Annotated in this window: 14 protein-coding genes, 1 tRNA gene and 2 pseudogenes; 10 read left to right on the forward strand and 7 right to left on the reverse strand. The window is 68.3% G+C overall.

The genetic code is table 11. The features are described 5' to 3' along the window. Window positions 1-80 precede the first annotated feature (80 nt). A complete protein-coding gene (locus tag OG306_RS15390) occupies window positions 81-1,613 on the reverse strand; it encodes an MFS transporter (protein ID WP_266746743.1) in 1,533 nt (510 codons plus the stop codon). A 323-nt stretch (window positions 1,614-1,936) separates the two neighbouring features. After that, window positions 1,937-2,599: a TetR/AcrR family transcriptional regulator gene (locus OG306_RS15395; protein WP_266752216.1), complete on the reverse strand. Its 663-nt coding sequence runs from the start codon at window positions 2,597-2,599 to the stop codon at window positions 1,937-1,939. Window positions 2,600-3,036: 437 nt separating this feature from the next. Here OG306_RS15395 and OG306_RS15400 point away from each other — a divergent pair, with 437 nt between their 5' ends. Then, on the forward strand, window positions 3,037-4,317 hold the full coding sequence (locus OG306_RS15400) for a M6 family metalloprotease domain-containing protein (RefSeq protein ID WP_266746744.1): 1,281 nt from the start codon (window positions 3,037-3,039) through the stop codon (window positions 4,315-4,317). On the opposite strand, the gene OG306_RS15405 is transcribed toward OG306_RS15400, so the two are convergent. The 3 genes from OG306_RS15405 to OG306_RS15415 form a co-directional block, all read right to left on the reverse strand. Then, window positions 4,304-6,061, reverse strand: coding sequence for a class I adenylate-forming enzyme family protein (locus tag OG306_RS15405; RefSeq protein ID WP_371665382.1), 1,758 nt, complete (start codon window positions 6,059-6,061; stop codon window positions 4,304-4,306). The two genes, OG306_RS15400 and OG306_RS15405, sit on opposite strands and share 14 nt — an antisense overlap. A 156-nt stretch (window positions 6,062-6,217) precedes the next feature. Beyond that, on the reverse strand, window positions 6,218-6,736 hold the full coding sequence (locus tag OG306_RS15410) for a DUF1203 domain-containing protein (RefSeq protein ID WP_266752217.1): 519 nt from the start codon (window positions 6,734-6,736) through the stop codon (window positions 6,218-6,220). Between the two features lie 120 nt (window positions 6,737-6,856). Next, window positions 6,857-7,867, reverse strand: coding sequence for a hypothetical protein (locus tag OG306_RS15415; protein WP_371665383.1), 1,011 nt, complete (start codon window positions 7,865-7,867; stop codon window positions 6,857-6,859). A 647-nt stretch (window positions 7,868-8,514) separates the two neighbouring features. Between OG306_RS15415 and OG306_RS15420 the strand changes: the two genes are divergently transcribed. Further along, window positions 8,515-8,590, forward strand: a tRNA-Arg gene (locus OG306_RS15420). Window positions 8,591-8,832: 242 nt separating this feature from the next. Beyond that, a complete protein-coding gene (locus tag OG306_RS15425) occupies window positions 8,833-9,039 on the forward strand; it encodes an Imm32 family immunity protein (RefSeq protein WP_371665384.1) in 207 nt (68 codons plus the stop codon). Window positions 9,040-9,265: 226 nt separating this feature from the next. On the opposite strand, the gene OG306_RS15430 is transcribed toward OG306_RS15425, so the two are convergent. After that, window positions 9,266-11,062, reverse strand: a complete 1,797-nt coding sequence (locus tag OG306_RS15430; protein ID WP_371665385.1) for a serine/threonine-protein kinase — start codon at window positions 11,060-11,062, stop codon at window positions 9,266-9,268. 168 nt (window positions 11,063-11,230) lie between these two features. On the opposite strand from OG306_RS15430, the gene OG306_RS15435 reads away from it, so the two are divergent. From OG306_RS15435 to OG306_RS15455, 5 genes and pseudogenes are all read left to right on the forward strand, one after another. Then, window positions 11,231-11,500, forward strand: a complete 270-nt coding sequence (locus OG306_RS15435) for a hypothetical protein (protein ID WP_371665386.1) — start codon at window positions 11,231-11,233, stop codon at window positions 11,498-11,500. Window positions 11,501-11,783: 283 nt separating this feature from the next. Beyond that, a pseudogene (locus OG306_RS15440) lies at window positions 11,784-12,044 on the forward strand (UTRA domain-containing protein); the annotation flags it as partial. 981 nt (window positions 12,045-13,025) lie between these two features. Beyond that, on the forward strand, window positions 13,026-13,310 hold the full coding sequence (locus OG306_RS15445) for a DUF7336 domain-containing protein (protein WP_114245052.1): 285 nt from the start codon (window positions 13,026-13,028) through the stop codon (window positions 13,308-13,310). A gap of 310 nt (window positions 13,311-13,620) precedes the next feature. Further along, a complete protein-coding gene (locus OG306_RS15450; protein WP_371665068.1) occupies window positions 13,621-14,883 on the forward strand; it encodes an IS701 family transposase in 1,263 nt (420 codons plus the stop codon). A gap of 542 nt (window positions 14,884-15,425) precedes the next feature. Continuing rightward, a complete protein-coding gene (locus tag OG306_RS15455; RefSeq protein WP_371665387.1) occupies window positions 15,426-17,504 on the forward strand; it encodes a restriction endonuclease in 2,079 nt (692 codons plus the stop codon). Window positions 17,505-17,842: 338 nt separating this feature from the next. Here the strand turns inward: OG306_RS15455 and OG306_RS15460 are convergent. Beyond that, window positions 17,843-18,064 (reverse strand): annotated as a pseudogene (locus OG306_RS15460) (tyrosine-type recombinase/integrase); the annotation flags it as partial. Window positions 18,065-18,139: 75 nt separating this feature from the next. Between OG306_RS15460 and OG306_RS15465 the strand changes: the two are divergent. After that, window positions 18,140-18,316: a hypothetical protein gene (locus tag OG306_RS15465; RefSeq protein WP_371665388.1), complete on the forward strand. Its 177-nt coding sequence runs from the start codon at window positions 18,140-18,142 to the stop codon at window positions 18,314-18,316. A 316-nt stretch (window positions 18,317-18,632) separates the two neighbouring features. Further along, window positions 18,633-19,916, forward strand: a complete 1,284-nt coding sequence (locus OG306_RS15470) for an ISAs1 family transposase (RefSeq protein ID WP_371665389.1) — start codon at window positions 18,633-18,635, stop codon at window positions 19,914-19,916. The last annotated feature ends 51 nt before the right edge of the window (window positions 19,917-19,967 follow it).

The raw sequence follows: 19,967 nt of genomic DNA on the forward strand, positions 1-19,967 counted from the left end.
CCGAAACGGCTCTGCCCCGGTCCCGTCGAACGGAACCGGGGCAGAGCCGCGTTCATACCACTTCAGTCTTCACGGCCACGTCAGTGGGCGACGACCGGGACCTTGAACTCGTCCTCGACACCGCCGGCGTCGCCCGAACCGGCGCCCCCGCCCACCGCGGCCGCCGAGGGACGACCGGCGTTGATGAAGGTCAGCGCGATCGCGGAGGCCGCCACCAGGATGCCGACGGCCCACCAGATGGCGCCGGTGAAGCCGTGCACCATCGCCTGGAGCTTCAGCAGCTCCGGGTCGGTGGCACCGAGCGCGGCGTGCGAGGTGGCGTACGCCGTCGCGGCCGAGGCGGCCACGGTGTTCAGCAGCGCCGTACCGATCGCGCCGCCCACCTGCTGCGAGGTGTTGACCATCGCGGACGCGACGCCCGAGTCCCTCGGCTCGACACCGTGCGTGGCCAGCGACATGGCCGGCATGAACGCCGTACCCATACCCAGGCCCAGCAGGAGCTGCGCGGGCAGGATGAGCAGGGTGTAGGAGGAACCGATCTCCAGCTGCGTGAGCAGCAGCATGCCGACGGCGGCGGTCAGGAAGCCGGGGCCCATCAGCTTGCGCGCCGGAACCCGGGTCATCAGCCGGGCACCGATCTGCGTCGAGCCGGTGATCATGCCCGCGATCATCGGGAGGAAGGCGAAGCCCGTCCTGATCGGCGAGTAGCCCCTCACGACCTGCAGGTAGTACGTCAGGAAGAGGAACAGCCCGAACATCGCGATGATGGCCAGACCCAGCGAGAGGTAGACGCCACCGCGGTTACGGTCCAGCAGGACGCGCAGCGGCATCAGCGGCGACGAGACCCGGGACTCGGTCACGACGAACGTCAGGAGCAGCACGCCGGACGCGACGAACATGCCGATGGTCAGCGCGTCCGACCAGCCCGCGGACTCGGCGCGGGTGAATCCGTACACCAGGGAGACCAGCCCGAGCGCGGACAGGACGACACCGGGGATGTCGAGCGACGAGCGGTTGCGGCTGCCGGCCGGCTCACGGATCACGAAGTACGCGCCGAGGGCCGCGACGATCGCGAACGGGATGTTGACGAAGAACGTCCAGCGCCAGTTCAGCGCCTGGGTCAGGAAACCACCGAGGATCAGGCCGACGGCGCCACCACCACCGGCGATCGCACCGTAGATTCCGAACGCCTTGGCGCGCTCCTTGGCATCGGTGAACATCACGGCGAGCAGGGACAGGGCCGCCGGCGCGAGCAGCGCGCCGAAGACGCCCTGGAGCGCACGGGAGCCGAAGAGCATGCCCTGGTTCTGCGCGGCACCCCCGAGCGCGGAGGCCAGCGCGAAGCCGATCAGGCCGACGACGAAGGTCCGCTTGCGGCCCCAGAGGTCGGCGATCCGGCCTCCGAAGAGCAGCAGCCCGCCGAAGGCGAGGGCGTAGGCCGTGATGACCCACTGCTTGTTGGCATCGGAGATACCCAGTGCCGTCTGGGCGTGCGGCAGCGCGATGTTCACGATCGTGGCGTCGAGTACGACCATCAGCTGCGCGAGGGCGATGAACGCCAGCGCTTTCCAGCGGCTGGGGTCCGGGAGTCGGATGTCGGCTGTTTTTGGCATGGCGGTATCCACCTAATGGCGCGCGGGAGCGCGGAGTCATGAACCGAGAGGTCGGCGAACGGGCAGTCGGTCAGGGACGGTCGAAAACAGCGACCGTCGGCGAAAGGCGGGCGGTGAAAGGCGGGCAGTGAAAGGGAAGACGGTGGGCGGGAGGACAGCGAAAGGGCTGGTCGCGAAAAGGCTGGCCGCAAGGCCGCGGCCCCGTGAGGACGCGGCCCGTGGGAGCACGAGGTGTGTGAGGGCGAGGCGTGAAAGCCCGGGTCATGAAAGGCATGGCGTGGTCGAGGTGCACCGGCCGCCCGGTGGCGGGCCCGGTGCGGGCGTCATGACCGGCGCCGCAGATCCTCCAAGGTCGCTGCCGTTCCGGGCAGCCGGGACCGGGCCGGGGTCTCCAGTCCGTCCAGGAACAGCTGTAGATGGCGGTGGGTGAACCGGTCGATGTCCAGGCATCCGATGCCGGGCAACGGCCGGGTGAGCTGGGAGAGGGCGACCAGTACGTCACCGACGGCAATGTCGGTGCGCAGGCGCCCCGCGGACATGGCGCGCGACACGAGCCCTTCGACGGCCTCTTCGAGACGTCGGCGCTCGGCGAGCAATTCGGGATGGTCCTTGTCGAAGCCGCCGGACAGCATCGGGCACAGCGCCCCGATCCGTTCGTCGGCCGCCGCGTGCACGAAGCGGCTGAGTGCGGCGAAGGGATCGGCCTCCTCGGCCGTCGCCTCCTCCGCGCGTTCGGTGGTACGGGAGGTGACCGCGAGCACGACTTCGTGCGTCAGCGCGGCCCGGTCGGGGAAGTTCCGGTACAGCGTGGCGTTGCCGACGCCGGCGCGGCGGGCCACCTCGTCGAGCGGCACGTCCGGCCCGAACTCGACGAACATCTCGCGCGCGGCCGTCACGATCCGCTCCCGGTTGCGCAGCGCGTCCGCCCGCGGACGGGGCGTCCGGGGCTGCGCCGCTCCGGTGGCGGTGCGGGTGACGGTATCCACGACGGCTCTCCCTGCCTTCCGACTCTTGCTGCTCGTGTTGCTCTTCTGGACCTTCTGGAGCTTCTGGCTCTTCTGGTCCTTCTGGTCCTTCTGGTCCTTCTGGTCCTTCTGGTCCTTCTGGTCCTTCTGGAGCCTCCGGGCCCGCTGACCCGTCCGGCTCTCGTCGCCACGCCCTTCGCCGCCGCGACGCTCTTCGTTCTTCATGGCGACCCCCTTCCGTAACCGGGGACCACCTCCCCGGTTCGCGGGGACACACGGTCAAACGGGGAAATGGTCCCCGGATATTTCCCCAGCACAATGTGACCTGACCCACATCTCCAGATCGGAAATACCAACCGATCGGCGCACTCAACGAGCGGTGCCGCACCACCCGTCACAGGCTGATCCGCAGAGCGCAGTCCGGGCCGGCCGACTGCCGCGGACCCCGAGGCGCCTCTATGCAGAATCCCCGCCACCGGATACGCAAGCACCGCCACCCGATCGCGCTCGCTTCGGCAACCGCCCTGATCATCGCCACTTTGGCCTCGGCCAGCAGCAATCTTCCGGTATCCAGCCGGGCCTCGGGCGGCCCGGCGGTGGCCACCGCCCGGGCCGCGGGGACAGCCCCGTGCCGCATACCGGCGACCATGGGCGTACAGATGTCGGAGGGCCTGCCGACACCGGAGGGCTACGCCCGCTCCACGGGTCGGATCCACGCCCTCATCCTGATGATCGACTTCCCGGACGCGCCGGGCCCCGGACCGGCGATGGACCGGTTCGACGAATTCTTCCCGCAGACCATCCACTGGTTCCGGACCGCCTCGTACGGGCGACTCACCTACGTCCCCGACGCCCCCGTGAAGTCCTGGCTGCGGATGCCACTGCCGTTCTCGGAGTACGGGATCGAGCGCGGATCACCCTACGAACCGGGCTACCGCCACCTCGTCCAGGACATCGTCGCGACCGCCGATCCGAAGGTCGACTTCAGCACGTACGACCTGGTCAACATCCTGGTCACCCCGAACGCCGGACCCTCCGCCCTGGACACCGTCCTGTCCGTGACCTTCTCCGGCAATCAGGACGCACCCCACGCGGACGGCGCGCCCCTCGGCAACACGTCCTTCATCTACAGCCACCAGGACGACGGCTCGGGGTCGTTCAAACGGAACGGATTCCGCGTCCTGCCGCACGAGAACGGGCACATCTTCGGCCTTCCCGACCTCTATACCGTGGAGGGCGGCGGCGCGGTCGGGCACTGGGACATCATGTCCGAGGACTGGGGGGCCGACAACGACCTGCTCGGCTGGCACAAATGGAAGCTCGGCTGGCTGGACAACAAGCAGATCAGCTGCGCCGCCAGGCCCGGCACCAGCGACCACGTCCTCGAACCGCTGGCCACCCGGGGCGGGACGAAGCTGGCGTTCGTCCCGCTGAGCGACGTGTCCGGCTACGCGGTGGAGGTACGGACGCAGGCAGGCAACGACCAGGAGGTCTGCCGGCCCGGCGTGCTCATCTACAAGGTGAGCACGGACGTCGACACCGGTCAGGGGCCAGTGTCCGTCATGGACAGCACCAAGGACAGCAGCGGCTGCACCCGGCTGCCCAATGTGCACGCCGAGCTCTCCGACGCCACCTTCCGGCCCGGCCAGACCTTCACCGACCGGGCCCACGGGATACGCATATCCGTGGTCGACAAAGAGGACAACGGGAACTACCGCGTACGGGTCACTCGCCCCTGACCACACCCCCGGCCGCCCGCCGCACCTCCGCCTCGGCGGGCCCGCGCAGCTCCCGCTTGAGGATCTTCCCGGTCGGATTCCGGGGCAGCGGCTCCTCGCGTACGAGCACGTGGGCCGGGACCTTGTACGCGGCCAGGCTCCGCCCGACGTGCGCCCGCAGCTCCTCGGCCGTGACGGTCGCACCGGCCCGCAGCCGGACCTCGGCCACGACCTCCTCGCCCAGGACCGGGTGCGCCACCCCCAGCACCGCGGCGTCCTCCACGTCCGGATGGTCGTGCAGGACCGCCTCGACCTCCACGCAGTACACGTTCTCGCCGCCGCGGATCACCATGTCCTTGATCCGGTCGACCACCTCGACCCGCCCCTCCCGCACCACCGCGAGATCACCGGTCCGCAACCACCCGTCGGTGAACGCCCGAGCGGTCGCCGCCTCGTCCCGCCAGTAGCCGCGGACCAGGGACTGGCCGCGCAGCCACAGCTCACCGACCTCACCCTCGGGCAGTGCCTCGCCCGCGGGACCGGCGATGCGTACCTCGGTGACGGGCGTCGGCCGGCCGACGCTGCCCGGGTGGAGCCGGTACTCGGCGCCGAAGTTCGCGAGGACACCCCCGCTGGTCTCGGTCAGGCCGTAGCCGTTGCGCGGCTCGATCCGGTCGCCGTGGCGGGCGGTCAGCCGCGCGACCAGATCGGGCGGGGCGGCGGCCCCGCCGGTGTTCAGCATCTGGAGGCTCTCCAGGCCGTCGCCCGTCCGCTCGGCCGCGGCAAGCAGTTGGAGCGCGGTTGTCGGGACACCCGCGTAGTGCGTGATGCCGTGCTCACGGATCAGCCGCAGCGCCTCCTCGGCGTCCCACTTCCGCATCAGGACGAGGGTGCCGCCCGCCGCCATCGCCGAGTAGAAGCCGGTGAACGCGGCGACATGGAAGAACGGGAACGTCAGCAGCGTCACGGGGGCGGGCCCCTGCCCCGGGATGATCCCGCGCCCGAGCGCGGAGGCGGCCCCGTGGTAGCGCGGGTTGAGTACGGCCCCCACCTGGGCGAGATGGGTGGCGACGGCGCCCTTGGGCCGGCCGGTGGTGCCCGAGGTGTAGATGATCGTCGCGTCGTCCTCGGGCCGGATCTCGACCTCGGGGGGCGCGGCGAGCGGATCGGGCCCGGGCAGGTCCTCGTACCGCTCGACGCCGTCCGGAACCGCGCCCTCCGCATGGCAGACGACGACGCGCGCACCGTTCTTCGCCGCCCAGCCGGCGACCCGCGGCAGCCGCTCGCCGTCCACCAGGAGCACCCTCGGCCCGGAGTCGTCCAGCGCGTACGTGAACTCGTCCTCCGTCCACCAGGCATTGAGCGGTACGGCGATCAGGCCGGCCAACTGCGCAGCCCAGAAGGCAATCTGCCACTCCGGGTGGTTGCGCATCGCGATGACGGCCCGGTCGCCCCGGCGGAGCCCGTACGTCCCGGTCATCCGGCACGCCAGTGCGGACGCGGCGGCGAAGAATTCGGCGTACGAGTAGCGGCGCTCCTGCGCGATCAGGAACGGCCGGTCCCCGAAGGCCCAGGTGGTCTCCACGAACTCTCGGAGCGTCCTGGGTCCGTCCGCGTACACGAGCGAGCCCGCGTGCGGCCCGTCCTCCACGCGCACCACGGCGAACGGGGCTCCCGGGTTGGTCAGCGCGGCTTCGATATGCGGCACGAACGACCTCTCTAAGCGCTTGCTCAGTACTCTTCGCGACGGTATGCCCGCGCTCATTGCCCGTCAAGGGAGCCGTCCGGCCCGGTCCCGACCGCAGATCGCCGCCTGCCGGCGTTCTACCCGGACTGTGCAACGGGATGACGGACAGTGGACGCCGAACCCGCGACAAGGCTGCAAAAGGGCAGCCCGATCCGCCGATCTGCTGGACGCGGTCTACGGTCGCCGCACCTCGAACTGGAAGCAGCCGTACTCCAGCGCCCGCACATGTACCAGCGCCACCTCCGGCTCGGCGAACGCCTCCTCGAAGACCCGGTCGAACCCGGCCTCGGCGTCGTCGGGGATCTCGAAGAAACGGCCCCCCACGATGTGTCCTTCGGCGTTGTAGCGGCGGATGGTGCGCAGCGCCCCGGGACGGGCGAAGGGATAGCCCCGGACTCCCCGCGGGGCTCCGCATTCATCGGCGTGGATGAAGACCGGCCCCGCCTCGTCGTAGGCCCCCGGCTCGGCGCCGGTCGCCATCGCCCAGCGGCGCAGCGGCGCATAGGAGACGAGTGCGACTCGTTCGCCGGGCTCGATGGCCCGCAGGCAGCACCGCAGCGGACTGCCTACGCAGTCGAGGGGGACACCGTCCTCGCGTGCGGTGTACGGCCGCAGTGGCTGTCCGGCGTCGTCGACGTGGCGGAGTTCTTCGAGTGCGGCGGGTGGGATGGGGCGGGGCGTGTACGTGGTGATGGATGTCATGGGTCCAGCGTTGGCGCATCCCCGGTGGCCCGCTGGCGGAATTCGGACGCGATGGTCCACCCGGACACCTGCGACGGATCCGGCGGCGTGCGCGGTACGCGGCGGAAGCGATCAGGGGGCGGGGCAGCCGTGCCGCTCGCCCGAAGCGGTGGCGTACGACTCCAGAATCCGCTTCAGCGCCGCGGGGTCACTCGCTCCATCCGTTCCGACGGCGCCGTCCGCCGCCTTGCCCTTGGCGCGCTCGAGCTTGAAGTAGGCGGTCCCGATGGCGCCCCCGCATTCGACGGTGCGGGTGTAGGCGCCCTTCACCGTGCCCGGGTACTTGTTGTCGAGATACATCTCCTCCTGCGCCGACGGCCCGTAGTAGCCGGTCATGCTGAACAGGCCCGACTTGCCCCGGCCCATCGCGCATTGTTCCGTCAGCGCACGCCCCGCGGGCTTCTCGGTGACGTCGGTAACGCGTAGCCGGGCAGCTTCACGCCCGGTCACCACGCCGCCGCACGTACCCGTCGCCCGGCCGACGGGCCGCGTCGTCCACTCCGCGCGGTCGACAGTTCCCGGACGTTCACCGAGCACGCCCTCACACTCGGCGCGACCGGCCGCTCGACGCGCCGTCTCCGTCGCGACCCGTGCCACTTGGAGCAGCTGCCGGGCGGAGAGGTCCTCCGTCTTCCTGCTCGTCTCGGCCGTGACGAGCAGACCGGCGCCCGCCATCGCCTTGCAGTCGACCAGCACAGCGGCTCCCGGCGAATACCCGCTCACGAAGGACCCGGTCCAACCGTGGCCGATCGGCGTCGCCGACGCGTCCGCGGCAGTCCCGCTCGACCGGTAGGAGGCCCGCGGCCATACCCGGAGCTTGAGGACCGGTCCGCTGTCATCACCCTGGGCCCAGACCGAGCACCACTGGGCGTCGTGCCCGCCCCAGTCGGCGGTGTGGCCGCGCGCCTTCAGCCTGGCACCGTCGAAGAACTGCCGCGCCTCCTCCACCGCGAGGGAACCCTGGCACCGGTCTGCGAGGTCTTCGCCGTCACCGCCCTTGGACCAGGCGCTCCAGGCCAGCCCGCCGGCAACCAGCACGAGGAGCAGCCCCCCGACGCACAGGGACAGTCTCAGCCGCGTCATTCGTTCCCCCCGGAAGCGGTTGCATCAGTCATACGCCCACAGCGGTCGGGCAGGCCTTGCACCCACCACGGTCCGCCGCCCGCCGACGCGTTCCGCAGGGGCGACTCCGCTTCAGATGATCTCCCCTGCACCCTGCCGTCCCTCCATAGCCTACGAGTTCGAACATCCGGGGCGACCAGGGCCCGGGATGGACGAGCAAGCATCGGCGTGACCGGGCCGGCCCGTACGTACAAGAGCGCAGCGAGAGGCGCGCCACGGGCCACAGCCACCGCTTCCGACCGAGAAGGGCGACCACTCGACCACCACGAAACGCCGGGCCCGGAAAGAACGGAGAGCCAGAACTCCTGGTCCGCGGCAAAGCGTTCACACGCCAGAAGGACCACGGCCCCAGGACCAGCCCGCCCGAACCGGCCCACCCCAGAAGCAGCAGGTGAGAGGAGTGCAGCCCGCGTCTCGCGCGGCTAACCCGATAGGGAAGCCCTTCACCGACACGGATCCGCTAGGCTGTCCCTGGTCGGTCGTTGGTACGTCCCGCTCTCTGCCCGAGCAAGATCGCAGAGGTAGCGCACCGCATCCGACCAGCGGGCTTGTGAACTTTGCCGGACATCCATTTCTTGTGTTTTCGGCAAGGTTTCCTTCAAGCCCTCGCCTTCGTAGCTCAGGGGATAGAGCACCGCTCTCCTAAAGCGGGTGTCGCAGGTTCGAATCCTGCCGGGGGCACCAGCGCAAAGGCCCCGGACCGATCTTGGTCCGGGGCCTTTGACAAGCACTACGCCGACCAGGCAGCGACCGAACCAGTGAACGTGAAACAGCGTCAACCCGCCCTGACCAACTAGTCAGCCACTCCGGCGCAGCGGGGGAACCTCAGGGGCGCCGTTCGCGAGTGCCGGCCGGAGCGTGGCGAGTGTCGTGGGGCTGAGTGGTGGGTTGGGATAGGGGGTCAAGGCTCGCTGTAGCGTGACCGCATGGATGAACCAAGGATCAAGGTGTACGGCTCGGGCACCGAGATCACCGTCGCAGCGAACGCCGCCGGTATGCGAGACCTGGCCGAGCGGCTTGTCAGCCTCTCCGATCCCGAGCTCCGAGACGGCTACCACGAGCATCTTGAGAGCGGCATCAACCTCGAAGACGGCTCGATCAGCTTGATCCTGGAACGCGACGACAACCTGTAGGGCTCTCGACCGCGGGCAGCCTTGTCAAGGCTGCCCAGCTTCCTGACATCAGCGCCCGACACCAACGAGCACGAACCGCACCGGCCAACGGCGAACGATGTCGGCTGGACAGCCAAGGAACGGCGGAGGTTCGTAGACGTCGCGCGTGTCCAGCGATCGACCTGATAAGGATGAGGCCAGGCCGCAAAGCCCGCGCGCAGCACGGGTCACCGTCCTGGCCAGGGCTCTAGCTGTTCTGCGCTGGCACGGTATCCCGCCAGATGGTGATATCCAGGGTGACGTACTGGCTGGCACTGGTGCTGGGCGACTGGCCCTCGAACGTCACGAGGGCGATGAGGCCGTCCTGTGTGGTTGCGCAGAGGTGCCTGCCTTGGGAGAACCGGCTCACGGAGATCTCCTGGGGCAGATAGCGGGTGTCCTGCTTGCAGGTGTCCAGGGAGCCCTGTTCGCCCCGGTCGAGCAGGACGAGCTTGGTGTTGTAGTGGCCGAAGGCACAGTCGGCGGTGCCGCCACACGACAAGTACAGGTCGTCGAAGTTCGAAACGTGTGGCACCAGTGGCTGGTCGCTGAACTTCAGGTAGTAACCGTCGGGCAGGTTGACCTTCTTGTGGATCTCCGGTTTAGGGGCGCTGCCTGTGGACGACCCGCCCGAGGGGTGCGCTGGAGAGGTCGCTCTGCGGGACGCAGTGGCGACGGGACCGATCCGCTTAGCGTCGTCGCCAGTACCGGAGCCACCGCCCCGCCCGAGATATCCGACGAGAGCGGCGGCGAGGAGTACGACGGCTCCGGCAGCACAGCTGAGGACGATGCCGGTCTTCCGACGCCGGACAGGAGGGGTGCCGGGTACGCCCGGCGCGACGGGCTGAGCAGGCCAAACGGACCGAGCCGTCTGCGTCGGTGCATACGGCGGGCCCGCCAGTGCCGGTGCTTGCCGAGGATGCGCTGGCACCATCGGAGGGTGCGACGCCATCGGTGCCTGCTGGGCCGATGCTCCGGCTGCCACGGCCGTCGGAGGGTGTTGCATCCCGCCGGGTGTGTTCGCCGGAGGCTGCTGCGGTACGGCAGGCCGGAATACCGCAGGCCGCTCAGGTGCCGTCGGCCCCGGCGATGGAGCGGCGTACCGCTGGGCGATGGCCGTAGTCAGGGCGCCCGGCAGCCAATCCTCGGGACGGCGCAGTTGAGTGGCGTCGGACGCCGCACTGCACAGGGCGAGGACTTCACTGAGCGACGGACGCTCGCCTGGATCCTTTGCCAGACAACGGCGGACAAGTTCGTCCAGTTCGGCTGGTAGTCCGGCGAGATCCGGTTCCTCGTGGACGATCCGGTAGAGGACCGCGTGGGACGGACCGTCCCCATGGGCGGACCTGCCCAGCACGGCGAAGGCGACGACCTGCCCGAGTGCGAATACATCTGACTGCGGCCCCACGGTACGGCCCGCCGCCTGCTCCGGCGACATAAAGGCAGGGGTACCGACGGTAACGCCGCTGCTGGTCAGCGCGGTGGTGTCGGCGGCACGGGCGATGCCGAAGTCGATGACGCGGGGGCCGTCGGCGGCGAGTAGCACGTTGGACGGCTTCAGGTCGCGGTGCACGATGCCGGCGCCGTGCACCACTTGCAATGCCTCGGCAACCCCGGCGGTGAGCAGCAGCACGGTGGGGGCGGGCAGTGGCCCGTGCTCGGCGACAGCGGAGGCCAGCGTGGGCCCGGACACGTAGGCGGTCGCCAGCCAGGGCTGCGGCCCCTCCGTGTCACTGTCGATCACTGGTGCTGTGTACAGGCCCTGCACCCGCTCGGCCGCCCGTACTTCCTGCGCGAACCGCCGCCGGAATTCCGGGTCCTCGGCGAACTCGGACCGGATCACCTTGAGCGCCACGGGACGTCCGCCTGGGGTGTGCGAGAGATACACCTTGCCCATGCCGCCCGCACCGAGCCGGGCAGCCAGCCGATACCCGCCGAGACTCAGCGGATCGTCAGCCCCCAGCGCCTGAAAGACCGCTTGAGTAAATCTGTCTGCACCGTTCATCGATCCCCCGAGACGCCTGTCACTCAGCAGCGCAAGAAGCTTAACGCGGAGCAGAAGCCCGACCGGGGGCATCGAACGAGCGAGACATCCGTAGCTTCCCAAGCTGAGATCCCACCAGGACACCGAAGTTGGGGTCGGTCAGGCCGGCCACTGTTGGACGATGACCGCGTGCATTACTTCAACAGGACAGGCTGGCTCGCGATCTTCACCGGCACGGAGACGGTGATCGGTCGGACCGTGGACGTGGACGCCTGGGACGAGGCCCCACCTGGAGCGAGCCGACCAGGTAGTGGCCGCCATACCCGGAGGGGCTGGCGCGCGTACTGGAAGAAAGAGGGGCCCAATAACGGGCCACTGACCGAGCAGCTGCTCGCATGGCCGGTCACCGCCAAGGAACGTGCCACCTCGATTACCGTCGACGCGCACGGACCCACGTAGACGACGCTTAGAGCGCCGATCGCCTCATCCAACCTGGGGACGAGTGAAGCGGTACCCACCGGGTGCGTGTCTAACTGCGTGACAACGCCGACGCACAGCGGCGGACAAACTCGGACACTTGCTGACCATCGCCGCAGGTCAGGAGCAAAGCAGGCCAAGGTTGCGCGCCCGCCCAACTTGCTTCGGGACGAAGCGGTTCTCGGACTGTCCAAGGTGGGCCGAAGTCGGCAGACAACACCAAAGCCCACGGCGTCTGAGCTGGTCAGAGCCGTGGGCTTCTCTTGAAGGAGGCCCCCACGCGGGAGCGGGCGTAGTGAACCGGATGGCAGCGATCGGCATCACGGTCAACCATGCGGTGGAGCAGCCGGAGCCGAGGCAAGCGACTGCCGAGGAGGCGTCGTTGCTCGGTGTCCAGAAGGCGGCGCTCGTCACGCACATCCGGCGGACGTACTACAGCGACGACGGTCGGCCCGTGGAGACGGCGGACATCGTGGTGCCCGCCGCTCATTGCGAGATCGTCTACGAGATCCCGATCAACCGGTAACTGACGGCATCCGCCGTAGCTGCGGCTCCCTTCGACCCGCCCGCCAGCTGCCGATTCCATTCGCCAGGATTCGCCACCCCCCACAAGGCGCTCACCAGGCACTTCTAAATGATCTACGTCAGCCGGAGCCTGCGCCAGTCCTCAACGCCACGGTTCGCTACGGGTTTTCGCCATGATTTCGATCATGGTTCTGGTTCGGAGGCTTGATGCTCCTGGTGACTTGGGGTTTCCTCTTCGTGGAGCCGAAAGGCTCCCGCCCTGCGCATAGGGCCTGGCTCCGGGCGACACCCCGGAGCCAGGCCCATATGCGGGGCTAGAGGCGGGTCCGGCCGAGTAGATCGCGGCCGGGCTCGCTTGCCGCCCAACCAGCCGTCCGGACTACCTCTGGCGCATCACATAAAGTGCTCGACGCACCCCGCGATGGCAGTGACCGCTGTAAGAATCAGGGCCGCTAACTGAACCCAGTCCGGTAACTGGCTTTGTCTGCGACGCCGTCTCCGCCGTGTCGATCGCTCCATCTGATCCGATCCCATCTCTCAATGTTCCCAACAGGGTTGGGACCCACCCGATTCAGGCAGGCGTGCGGGAGAGAGACGCATCGGACCCTCCACAAGTTAACCGGCGCTCCAGTGGCGCCAGCGGTAGTTCGGGGTGGCGAATGCTGGCGAACGAGCGCACACCAACTTCACTTCCCGCGTGTAGGGGAGGGGCCCTTGGGCCACCAGAAGACCGCGTAGAACGAAAGCCCTTGGGCTGACTCCGCCCGTGCCCCTTCCCGCCCGATCGGGCGGGAAGCCACGGGGAGAAACGGTGACTGGCAGGCAGCGCACAGCACAACGGCCCCTGACCGTTTCACCTGGTCAGGGGCCGTTCTACCTGGCGGTGGGTGTGGGATTTGAACTCACGGTGACATCGCTGCCACGACGGTTTTCAAGATGGCTGAGGACTTGACTCAACTCAAGCACTGATAGCTTCGGGAGCGTGATCGTTTACCCGCTTTGGCATGTTGGCCACCAGAACGAGGCCGGCAACAAACACTCGACCGTTCATGTCGACGAGTGCGGCGTCTTCATCGACGAGCAGGACGGCGACGACGTAAAACTGCTCGGCATCTACTCGACACGGGAGCGGGCAGAGGAGCGCATGAAGCGAGCCCAGCTGCTCCCGGGCTTCCGGGACGAGCCGGAGTGCTTCATCCTCGACGGTTACGAACTCGATGAAGACACCTGGACCGAGGGCTTCGTGCGGATCCCACCAGGCGAATAGCGGCAGTGACTGCCGCGAGAAGTATAGCAGCAAAGTACAGCAAGCCCACCAACCGCAGCCGACCGTCACCAGCCCCAGATAGCCGACTGACCAGGCGGGCAGACCCCAGCGACCGCCCTGCCTGCAGTTCGCATCGAGGGCAGTTGACATCCACAGCTGACATCAACGACGGCAGCACTGGGCGGCCACCAGCAGCGCCGAAGGCCGTGGCGCGAGCAGGGATGACAACTATCCGGCCGAACTCCTAATAGGGCTTTGTTAGGTACCCCGAATGTTCGGCCAGGGGTAGGGTTGTGATCTTCTTTCAGGTGTGACACCTGAGGAGATGGAGACGGTCCGCCCGCGCTTGGAGGCGTTCGCGGCGGAGATGCTCGGTTCACTGGCGCGGCGGGACCAGCGGGCCAAGGGTGAGTTGTACCTGCGCGGGCTGATGCTGGACGGTAAGCGCAAGTCGATGCAGCCGATGGCCGAGCGTCTGGGTGTGGACCATCAGCAGCTCCAGCAGTTCGTCTCCTCTTCCACCTGGAACTGGGGCAAGGTCCGTGAGCGGCTGGCCCGTTGGGCTGCGGCTCACATCTCGCCCGAGGCGTACGCGATCGATGACGTGGGCTTCCCCAAGGACGGCTACGACTCGCCGGGGGTGGCGCGGATGTACTGCGGCGCGCTGGGCAAGCGCGGAAACTGCCAGGTCGGGGTCAGTGTCAACCTGGTGTCCGACCGTGCCTCCTCGGCGGTCGACTGGCGTCTGTTCCTGCCCGAGAGCTGGGACGACGCCAAGAACGCGGACGATGCGCTGCTGGCCGAGGCGATCCGCCGCCGCCGGACGAAGGCCGGCATCCCCGACAGCGAGCGGCACCGGGAGAAGTGGCGCCTGGCCCTGGACATGCTGGACGAGGTTCGCGGGGACTGGGAGCTGCCCGACCTGCCGGTGGTCGCCGACGCCGGCTACGGGGACGCGACAGGCTTTCGCGAGGGCCTGAGCGAACGTGGGCTGGCCTACGCGGTCGCGGTCAAGGGCAGCACCACCGCCTACCCGGGTGACGCCGTCCCCCGGCGCCCGCCCTACAGCGGCCAGGGCCGCCCGCCCGGCCCGGCGTACCCCGACCCCCACACCACCTTGCGCCAACTCGCCCTGGACGAAGGACGATCCACGCTACGGACGGTGACCTGGCGCCAGGGCAGCAAGACCACCAGGAACAACCCCCGCGCCGAGATGCGCTCACGATTCCTCGCACTGCGCGTCCGCCCGGCCAACCGCACGATCCGCCGCGCCGTGGACGGTTCCCTGCCCGAGTGCTGGCTGCTGGCCGAGTGGCCGCCCGGCGCCGCCGAGCCCACCGACTACTGGCTGTCCACCCTGCCCGCCGACACCCCACTGCGCGAGCTGGTCCGCATCTGCAAGATCCGCTGGCGCATCGAGCACGACTACCGCGAACTCAAGGACGGCCTGGGCCTGGACCACTTCGAGGGCCGCAACTTCCCCGGCTGGCACCGCCACACCACCCTCGCCTCCCTCGCCCAAGCCTTCTGCACCCTGCTCAGACTCGACCCAAAAGCCCCTGCGCCGGCCTGACCCTCTACGCGGTCCTCCGCGAACTCCAAGCCCTCCTGGCCACCTGGACCGGCGCCTGCTCCATATGCGGCCAACCCGCCCCGGCACCCGAACCACACCACCGCACCTAACAAAGCCCTACTAAAGCGGGTGTCGCAGATTCGAATCCTGCCTGGGGCACAGCAAAGCAGCAGGTCAGGAGCCTTCCGTCCGTAAGGGCGGGAGGGCTCCGGCTTGCGGCACACATACAGCACACGCCCTCGTGTGCCCTTGGCGTGGGGAGCTGTGGCTGGTGATCACGAAGGACGAATTGACCCGGCGCCGCTACGAGCACCTCGTCGACCGTCTGGAAGGGCTCCTGCGGGCGAACCTGAAGCCGGAGTACGAGGGGTATTACGGCCAGCTGATCCTTGGTGCCGAGCGCCTGGACGAGCTGGGGTCAACTGTGGCAAGGACATGGGCGCACAACTGGTTGCCGACTAGAGTCGCCTCATCACTGCTGGTTATGGGGCCAGGGCTTGGTGCACGCACGCCGAGTCTCTGGTGGGGAGGGCCTGTAGAGCATGAGCCGTCGCTCCAATGGGTTGGTCGGTGTCTGGGCTGAAGCGCAGCGCCAACAGCAACGTCAACGTGAGGCGCAAGCCAGATACCAGCAGGATCAGGAAAGGCAACAACGCGCCTACCAGCGAGAGCTGGCGCGCAGCCACCGCGAGCAGAGAGCGGCCTACCGAGAGCAGCGCGAGGCAGAGGCCCGGCGGCGCACGGAGGAAATCGACGCGCGGGTCGATTCGTTGCAGGGTCTGTTGGCGGCAGGGTGCCGGGCTCCGGCGTTCAGGGCCGATGCACTGACTCGGGCGGAGCAGATCGAGGCGTTCTCCCCGGGACAGCTCGCGCACCCCATCCGCATGCCGGACCCGAACCAGTACCAGCCGCAGGGTGGTTGGACCGCCGCAAGGCGAGCTCAGGCGCAGGCGGAGGCCCGGTCCAGGTTCGAGCGTGACTGGCAGGCCACACAGGCTGCGGAAGCACAGCGTCAGCACCAGTTGGCCACCTACCAGCTGCAGTACCAACAATGGGCCGAAACCCAGCTGGGCGAAATCCGTCGGCATAATGCCGGCATCGCAGAGATGACAATGGGGCTTCGCAACGGAGATCCCGAGGCCGCGGTGGAGTATTTCTCCGCCGCTCTCTACGCCTCGACCGGTTGGCCTGAGGACCTGCCCCGTCAGGTGTCCGCAGCGTACGACTCCGGTGCGCGCCAGTTGGTATTGAACTGGGAGCTGCCCAAGTACGACGTCGTCCCGGAGGCGAAGTCGGTGCGCTACATGATCAACGCCGATCAGGAGAAGGAGTCGCCCCGACCGGTCACGCAGCGCCGCGCCCTGTACCGGGACGTACTCGCACAGTGTCTCCTGTTGGTTCTGCGTGACCTTTTCGCAGCCGATGAGTTCGGTGCGCTGGAATCGGTCGCGTTGAACGGGTTCGTGGACGATCACGACCCGACGACTGGCAGACGAGCACCCATGTTCCTCGGCACTGTCATGGCCTCGCGTTCAACTTTCGCAGAACTGCATCTGGAACAGGTGAACGCTGTCAACTGCCTGGTGGACGGACTTCGGGGGCAGCTGTCGTCGCGCCCCGATCAGTACGCGTCCGTGCGGCCCGGCCGGGTTCCCGAAGACGTCGGTAACGGTGTCGTCACCCATGGAGGCGACGAAGAGCCGGATCTGTACGAGATGGATCCAATCGCCTTCGAAGCGCTGGTCGCCGATCTGTTCCGAGCCATGGGCATGCAGGCCGTGACCACACAGCGCTCGAACGACGGTGGCGTGGACATCGATGCGCTGGATCCGACCCCGATTCGCGGGGGCAAGATCGTCGTACAGGTCAAGCGCTACCGCAATACCGTGCCCCCGACAGCCGTCCGCGACTTGTACGGCACCGTCCAGGACGCCGGCGCCAACAAGGGTGTGTTGGTCACGACGTCCGGATTCGGTCCCGGCTCGCACACCTTCGCCAATGGCAAGCCACTGGAACTGGTGGCAGGCTCCGAACTGGTCGACCTGCTGCACCGCCACGGGCTGCGCGGGCGACTGGGCAGCGGCGAACGCTCGGTGCCCGCCCAGCGGACAGCGCCGGAAAGTGAGACCAGCACGGACGACCACAACGTGCTGGGCATGTACTGGTCGGGCACCGTCGCCTTGGACGTGTGTGCGCTCGTCTGCCACGGCAACCGCGTTCTGGACGACGACCACTTCGTCTTCTTCAACAACCCCCAAACACCCGACGGCACGGTCCGGGCGCTCATCCCCGTCGCGCCGGACAGAGCCGCCATCCAAGTCTCCTTCGACGCCCTACCGGCGCGCGCTGACCGTCTCGTCGTCATTGCCGCGGTCGACCCTGTCGCCAACCCCTCGGCCGACCTGTCCGGCTTCGCCGACGCCGGCATTCGGCTGCTGGACTCCGAGAGAACTCCACTCGACCAGTTGGAAGTCTCCGACGGCCGCACCGGCGAAACCGCCCTCGTACTGGGGTCCTTCCGTCGCCGCGCGAACGGCGACTGGGAGTTCGTCACCGGAGGCAAGGGATACCGAGGCGGCTTGGAGGAACTGGTCCAGGAGTACGGCATCGATGTGGATTAGCGCCCCTGCCGACATGAGACCTCAAGCGGGGTGCCGCCCATCCTTCGTGTCTGTCACGAAGACCCGCTGCCGACCGCCTGCCGAGTAGCCCCCGCTTCAGAACGGATTCAGCACACATCAGGACGGGAAACCACGCGAACACGTGAGAACCCGGGAGAGGATTTCTTCCAGGCGAGGCACCCTACGCCCAATATTTCTGCAGGTCACAACCTCGCCCCGAGAAAACTCCTAAAGCGGGTGTCGCAGGTTCGAATCCCGCCGGGGGCACCAGGAAAAAGGCCCCGGACCGATCGTGGTCCGGGGCCTTTGACATCAGTTTTTGACATCAACGAGGGCGGTCACTCACGGCCGGGGCGCCTCTTGAGCAGCCGGTCCATGTGGCTGATGGCCTCGCGCTGCGTGTCGTGGACGACGTGCGTGTAGACGTCCATGGTGATGCTGATCTGGCTGTGCCCGAGGATCTCCATCACAACGCGTGGCGCGACCCCGGCCGCGGTGAGCAGCGTCGCGCAGCCGTGCCGGGCATCGTGCAGCCGGACGGCGCGGAGGCCGGCGGAGTCGGGCCTCGCCATTTGAGACTCCGTCGACCACATGCCAGTCTCAGGCTGAGTACGCTCCTCACGAGAGGAGGGCTCATGGAGTCAGCCGGGTACGCGTTCACGCTTCTGCTGTGGGGCGCCGCCATCGCTGTGTTCACAGTCGGTGTGATCGCCGCAGTGGTGGTGCCACGTTGGCGCCGAAGGATCATCGCCGGACTGGAACAGGCCGAGCAGGACCAGGAGGGCCGTGCCCTTCACGTGCCCGATCAGTAGGCGATGAGCGGGGAACCACGGGGAATCACGGCGCTTGGGTACCCGGGCCCAGGTCAGCGTCTTGCCTGGTCAGACCAGACCCGGGTACGTGGTCTTCCAAACTGGTGCACCGCCGATCAGGAGTAGAAGCCCCGGCCGTACTCCTCCGGCCCGACAGTGAAGTCGTTCGGACGATCACGGCGCAGCTCCTCATACCCAAGGCCCCGGGGAGAGTCGCGTTCGCCCGATTTGACCATGTGGCGGGCTCCGGACGCAGAGCGGGCACGGCACTTGTAGATCATGGAGTTCTCTACGCTTCACGATCTGCAAGGTTGCCGTGCCCGCTGCCTCATCTTCTCTCACCGCTGCTGCGCCCGTCACGACGCCCTCGCCCGTCGACCCGGCGGCGGTCGTGCCGCCCGGGCTCCTGGATGCCCTGGCCCGCGTGCCCGACCCACGCGCCCGTCGGGGGCGACGTTTCCAGCTGACCACCTTGCTCGCCGTCGGCGTCTGCGCGATGACCTGTGCCGGGCACAACTCCCTTGTCTCCATCGCGGAATGGGCACGGCGGTGTGAGCAGGAGGTTCTGGCCCGGCTCGGCTGCCCGTACGATCCCTTTGCCGGGCGCTACCGCGCTCCGGGTGAACGCACCCTGCGTGACGCGTTTGCCAGGGTCGATCCCGCGGCGCTGACCGCGGCCGGCTTCGCCCACCTGACCGCTCTCGCCACCGCACCCCTTGCGCCGGTGAACCCGGACGGCACCCGCGAGCGTGAACAGCGCCGCGCCCACCGCACCGCCCGACGCGTCCGTCCAGGCCACCAGACCATCCGCAGACGTGCGATCGCCGTCGACGGTAAATGCCTGCGCGGTGCAGTACGCGCCGACGGATCGAAGGTGTTCGTGCTCAGCGCGGTGCGCCACGACGACGCGCTGACCGCGGCCCTGCGTGAGATCGGCGCGAAAACCAACGAAATCCCCGAGTTCGCCCCGCTGCTGGACCAGATCGCCGATACCGACCTCACCGACGCGGTCGTCACCGTCGATGCCCTGCACGCCCAGACTGCCCATGCCCGCTACCTCGTGGAGCAGCGCAAAGCGCACTACCTGCTGTCCGTGAAGCACAACCAGCCCACCCTTGCCCGCCAGTTGGCGAAGCTGCCCTGGCGTGAGATACCCATCCAAGACCGTTCCCGCGACCGTGGTCACGGCCGTGAGGAAGTACGCGAGGTCAAGGTCGCCAGCGTGGACAACCTGCTGTTCCCGCACGCCAAACAGGTCGTACGCATCCACCGTAAGCGTCGCCGACTCGGCACGAAATGGTGGAGCACCGAGACCGTCTACGCAGTCACCGACCTCGCCGCCCACCAGGCCGACGCCGCCGAGATCGCCGCCTGGGCCCGCGGGCACTGGATGATCGAATCCACCGTCCACTGGTCCAAAGACGTCGTCTTCGGCGAGGACCTGCGCCAGGTCCGCCGCCACCGCACCCCCGTCGTCGTGAGTGTCTTCCGCGACCTGGCCCGCGCCGCCCTCCACCGGGCCGGTTGGGCCAACATCGCCAGTGGCCGCCGCGCTCACACCCGCCCCGAAGCCATCCTCACCCTCCACGGCATCCCGTGATCAAATCGGGCGAACGCGACTCTCCCCGGGGCCTTGCCTCATACCGGGCCG

This window comes from Streptomyces sp. NBC_01241, from assembly GCF_041435435.1.
Classification (GTDB): Bacteria; Actinomycetota; Actinomycetes; order Streptomycetales; family Streptomycetaceae; genus Streptomyces.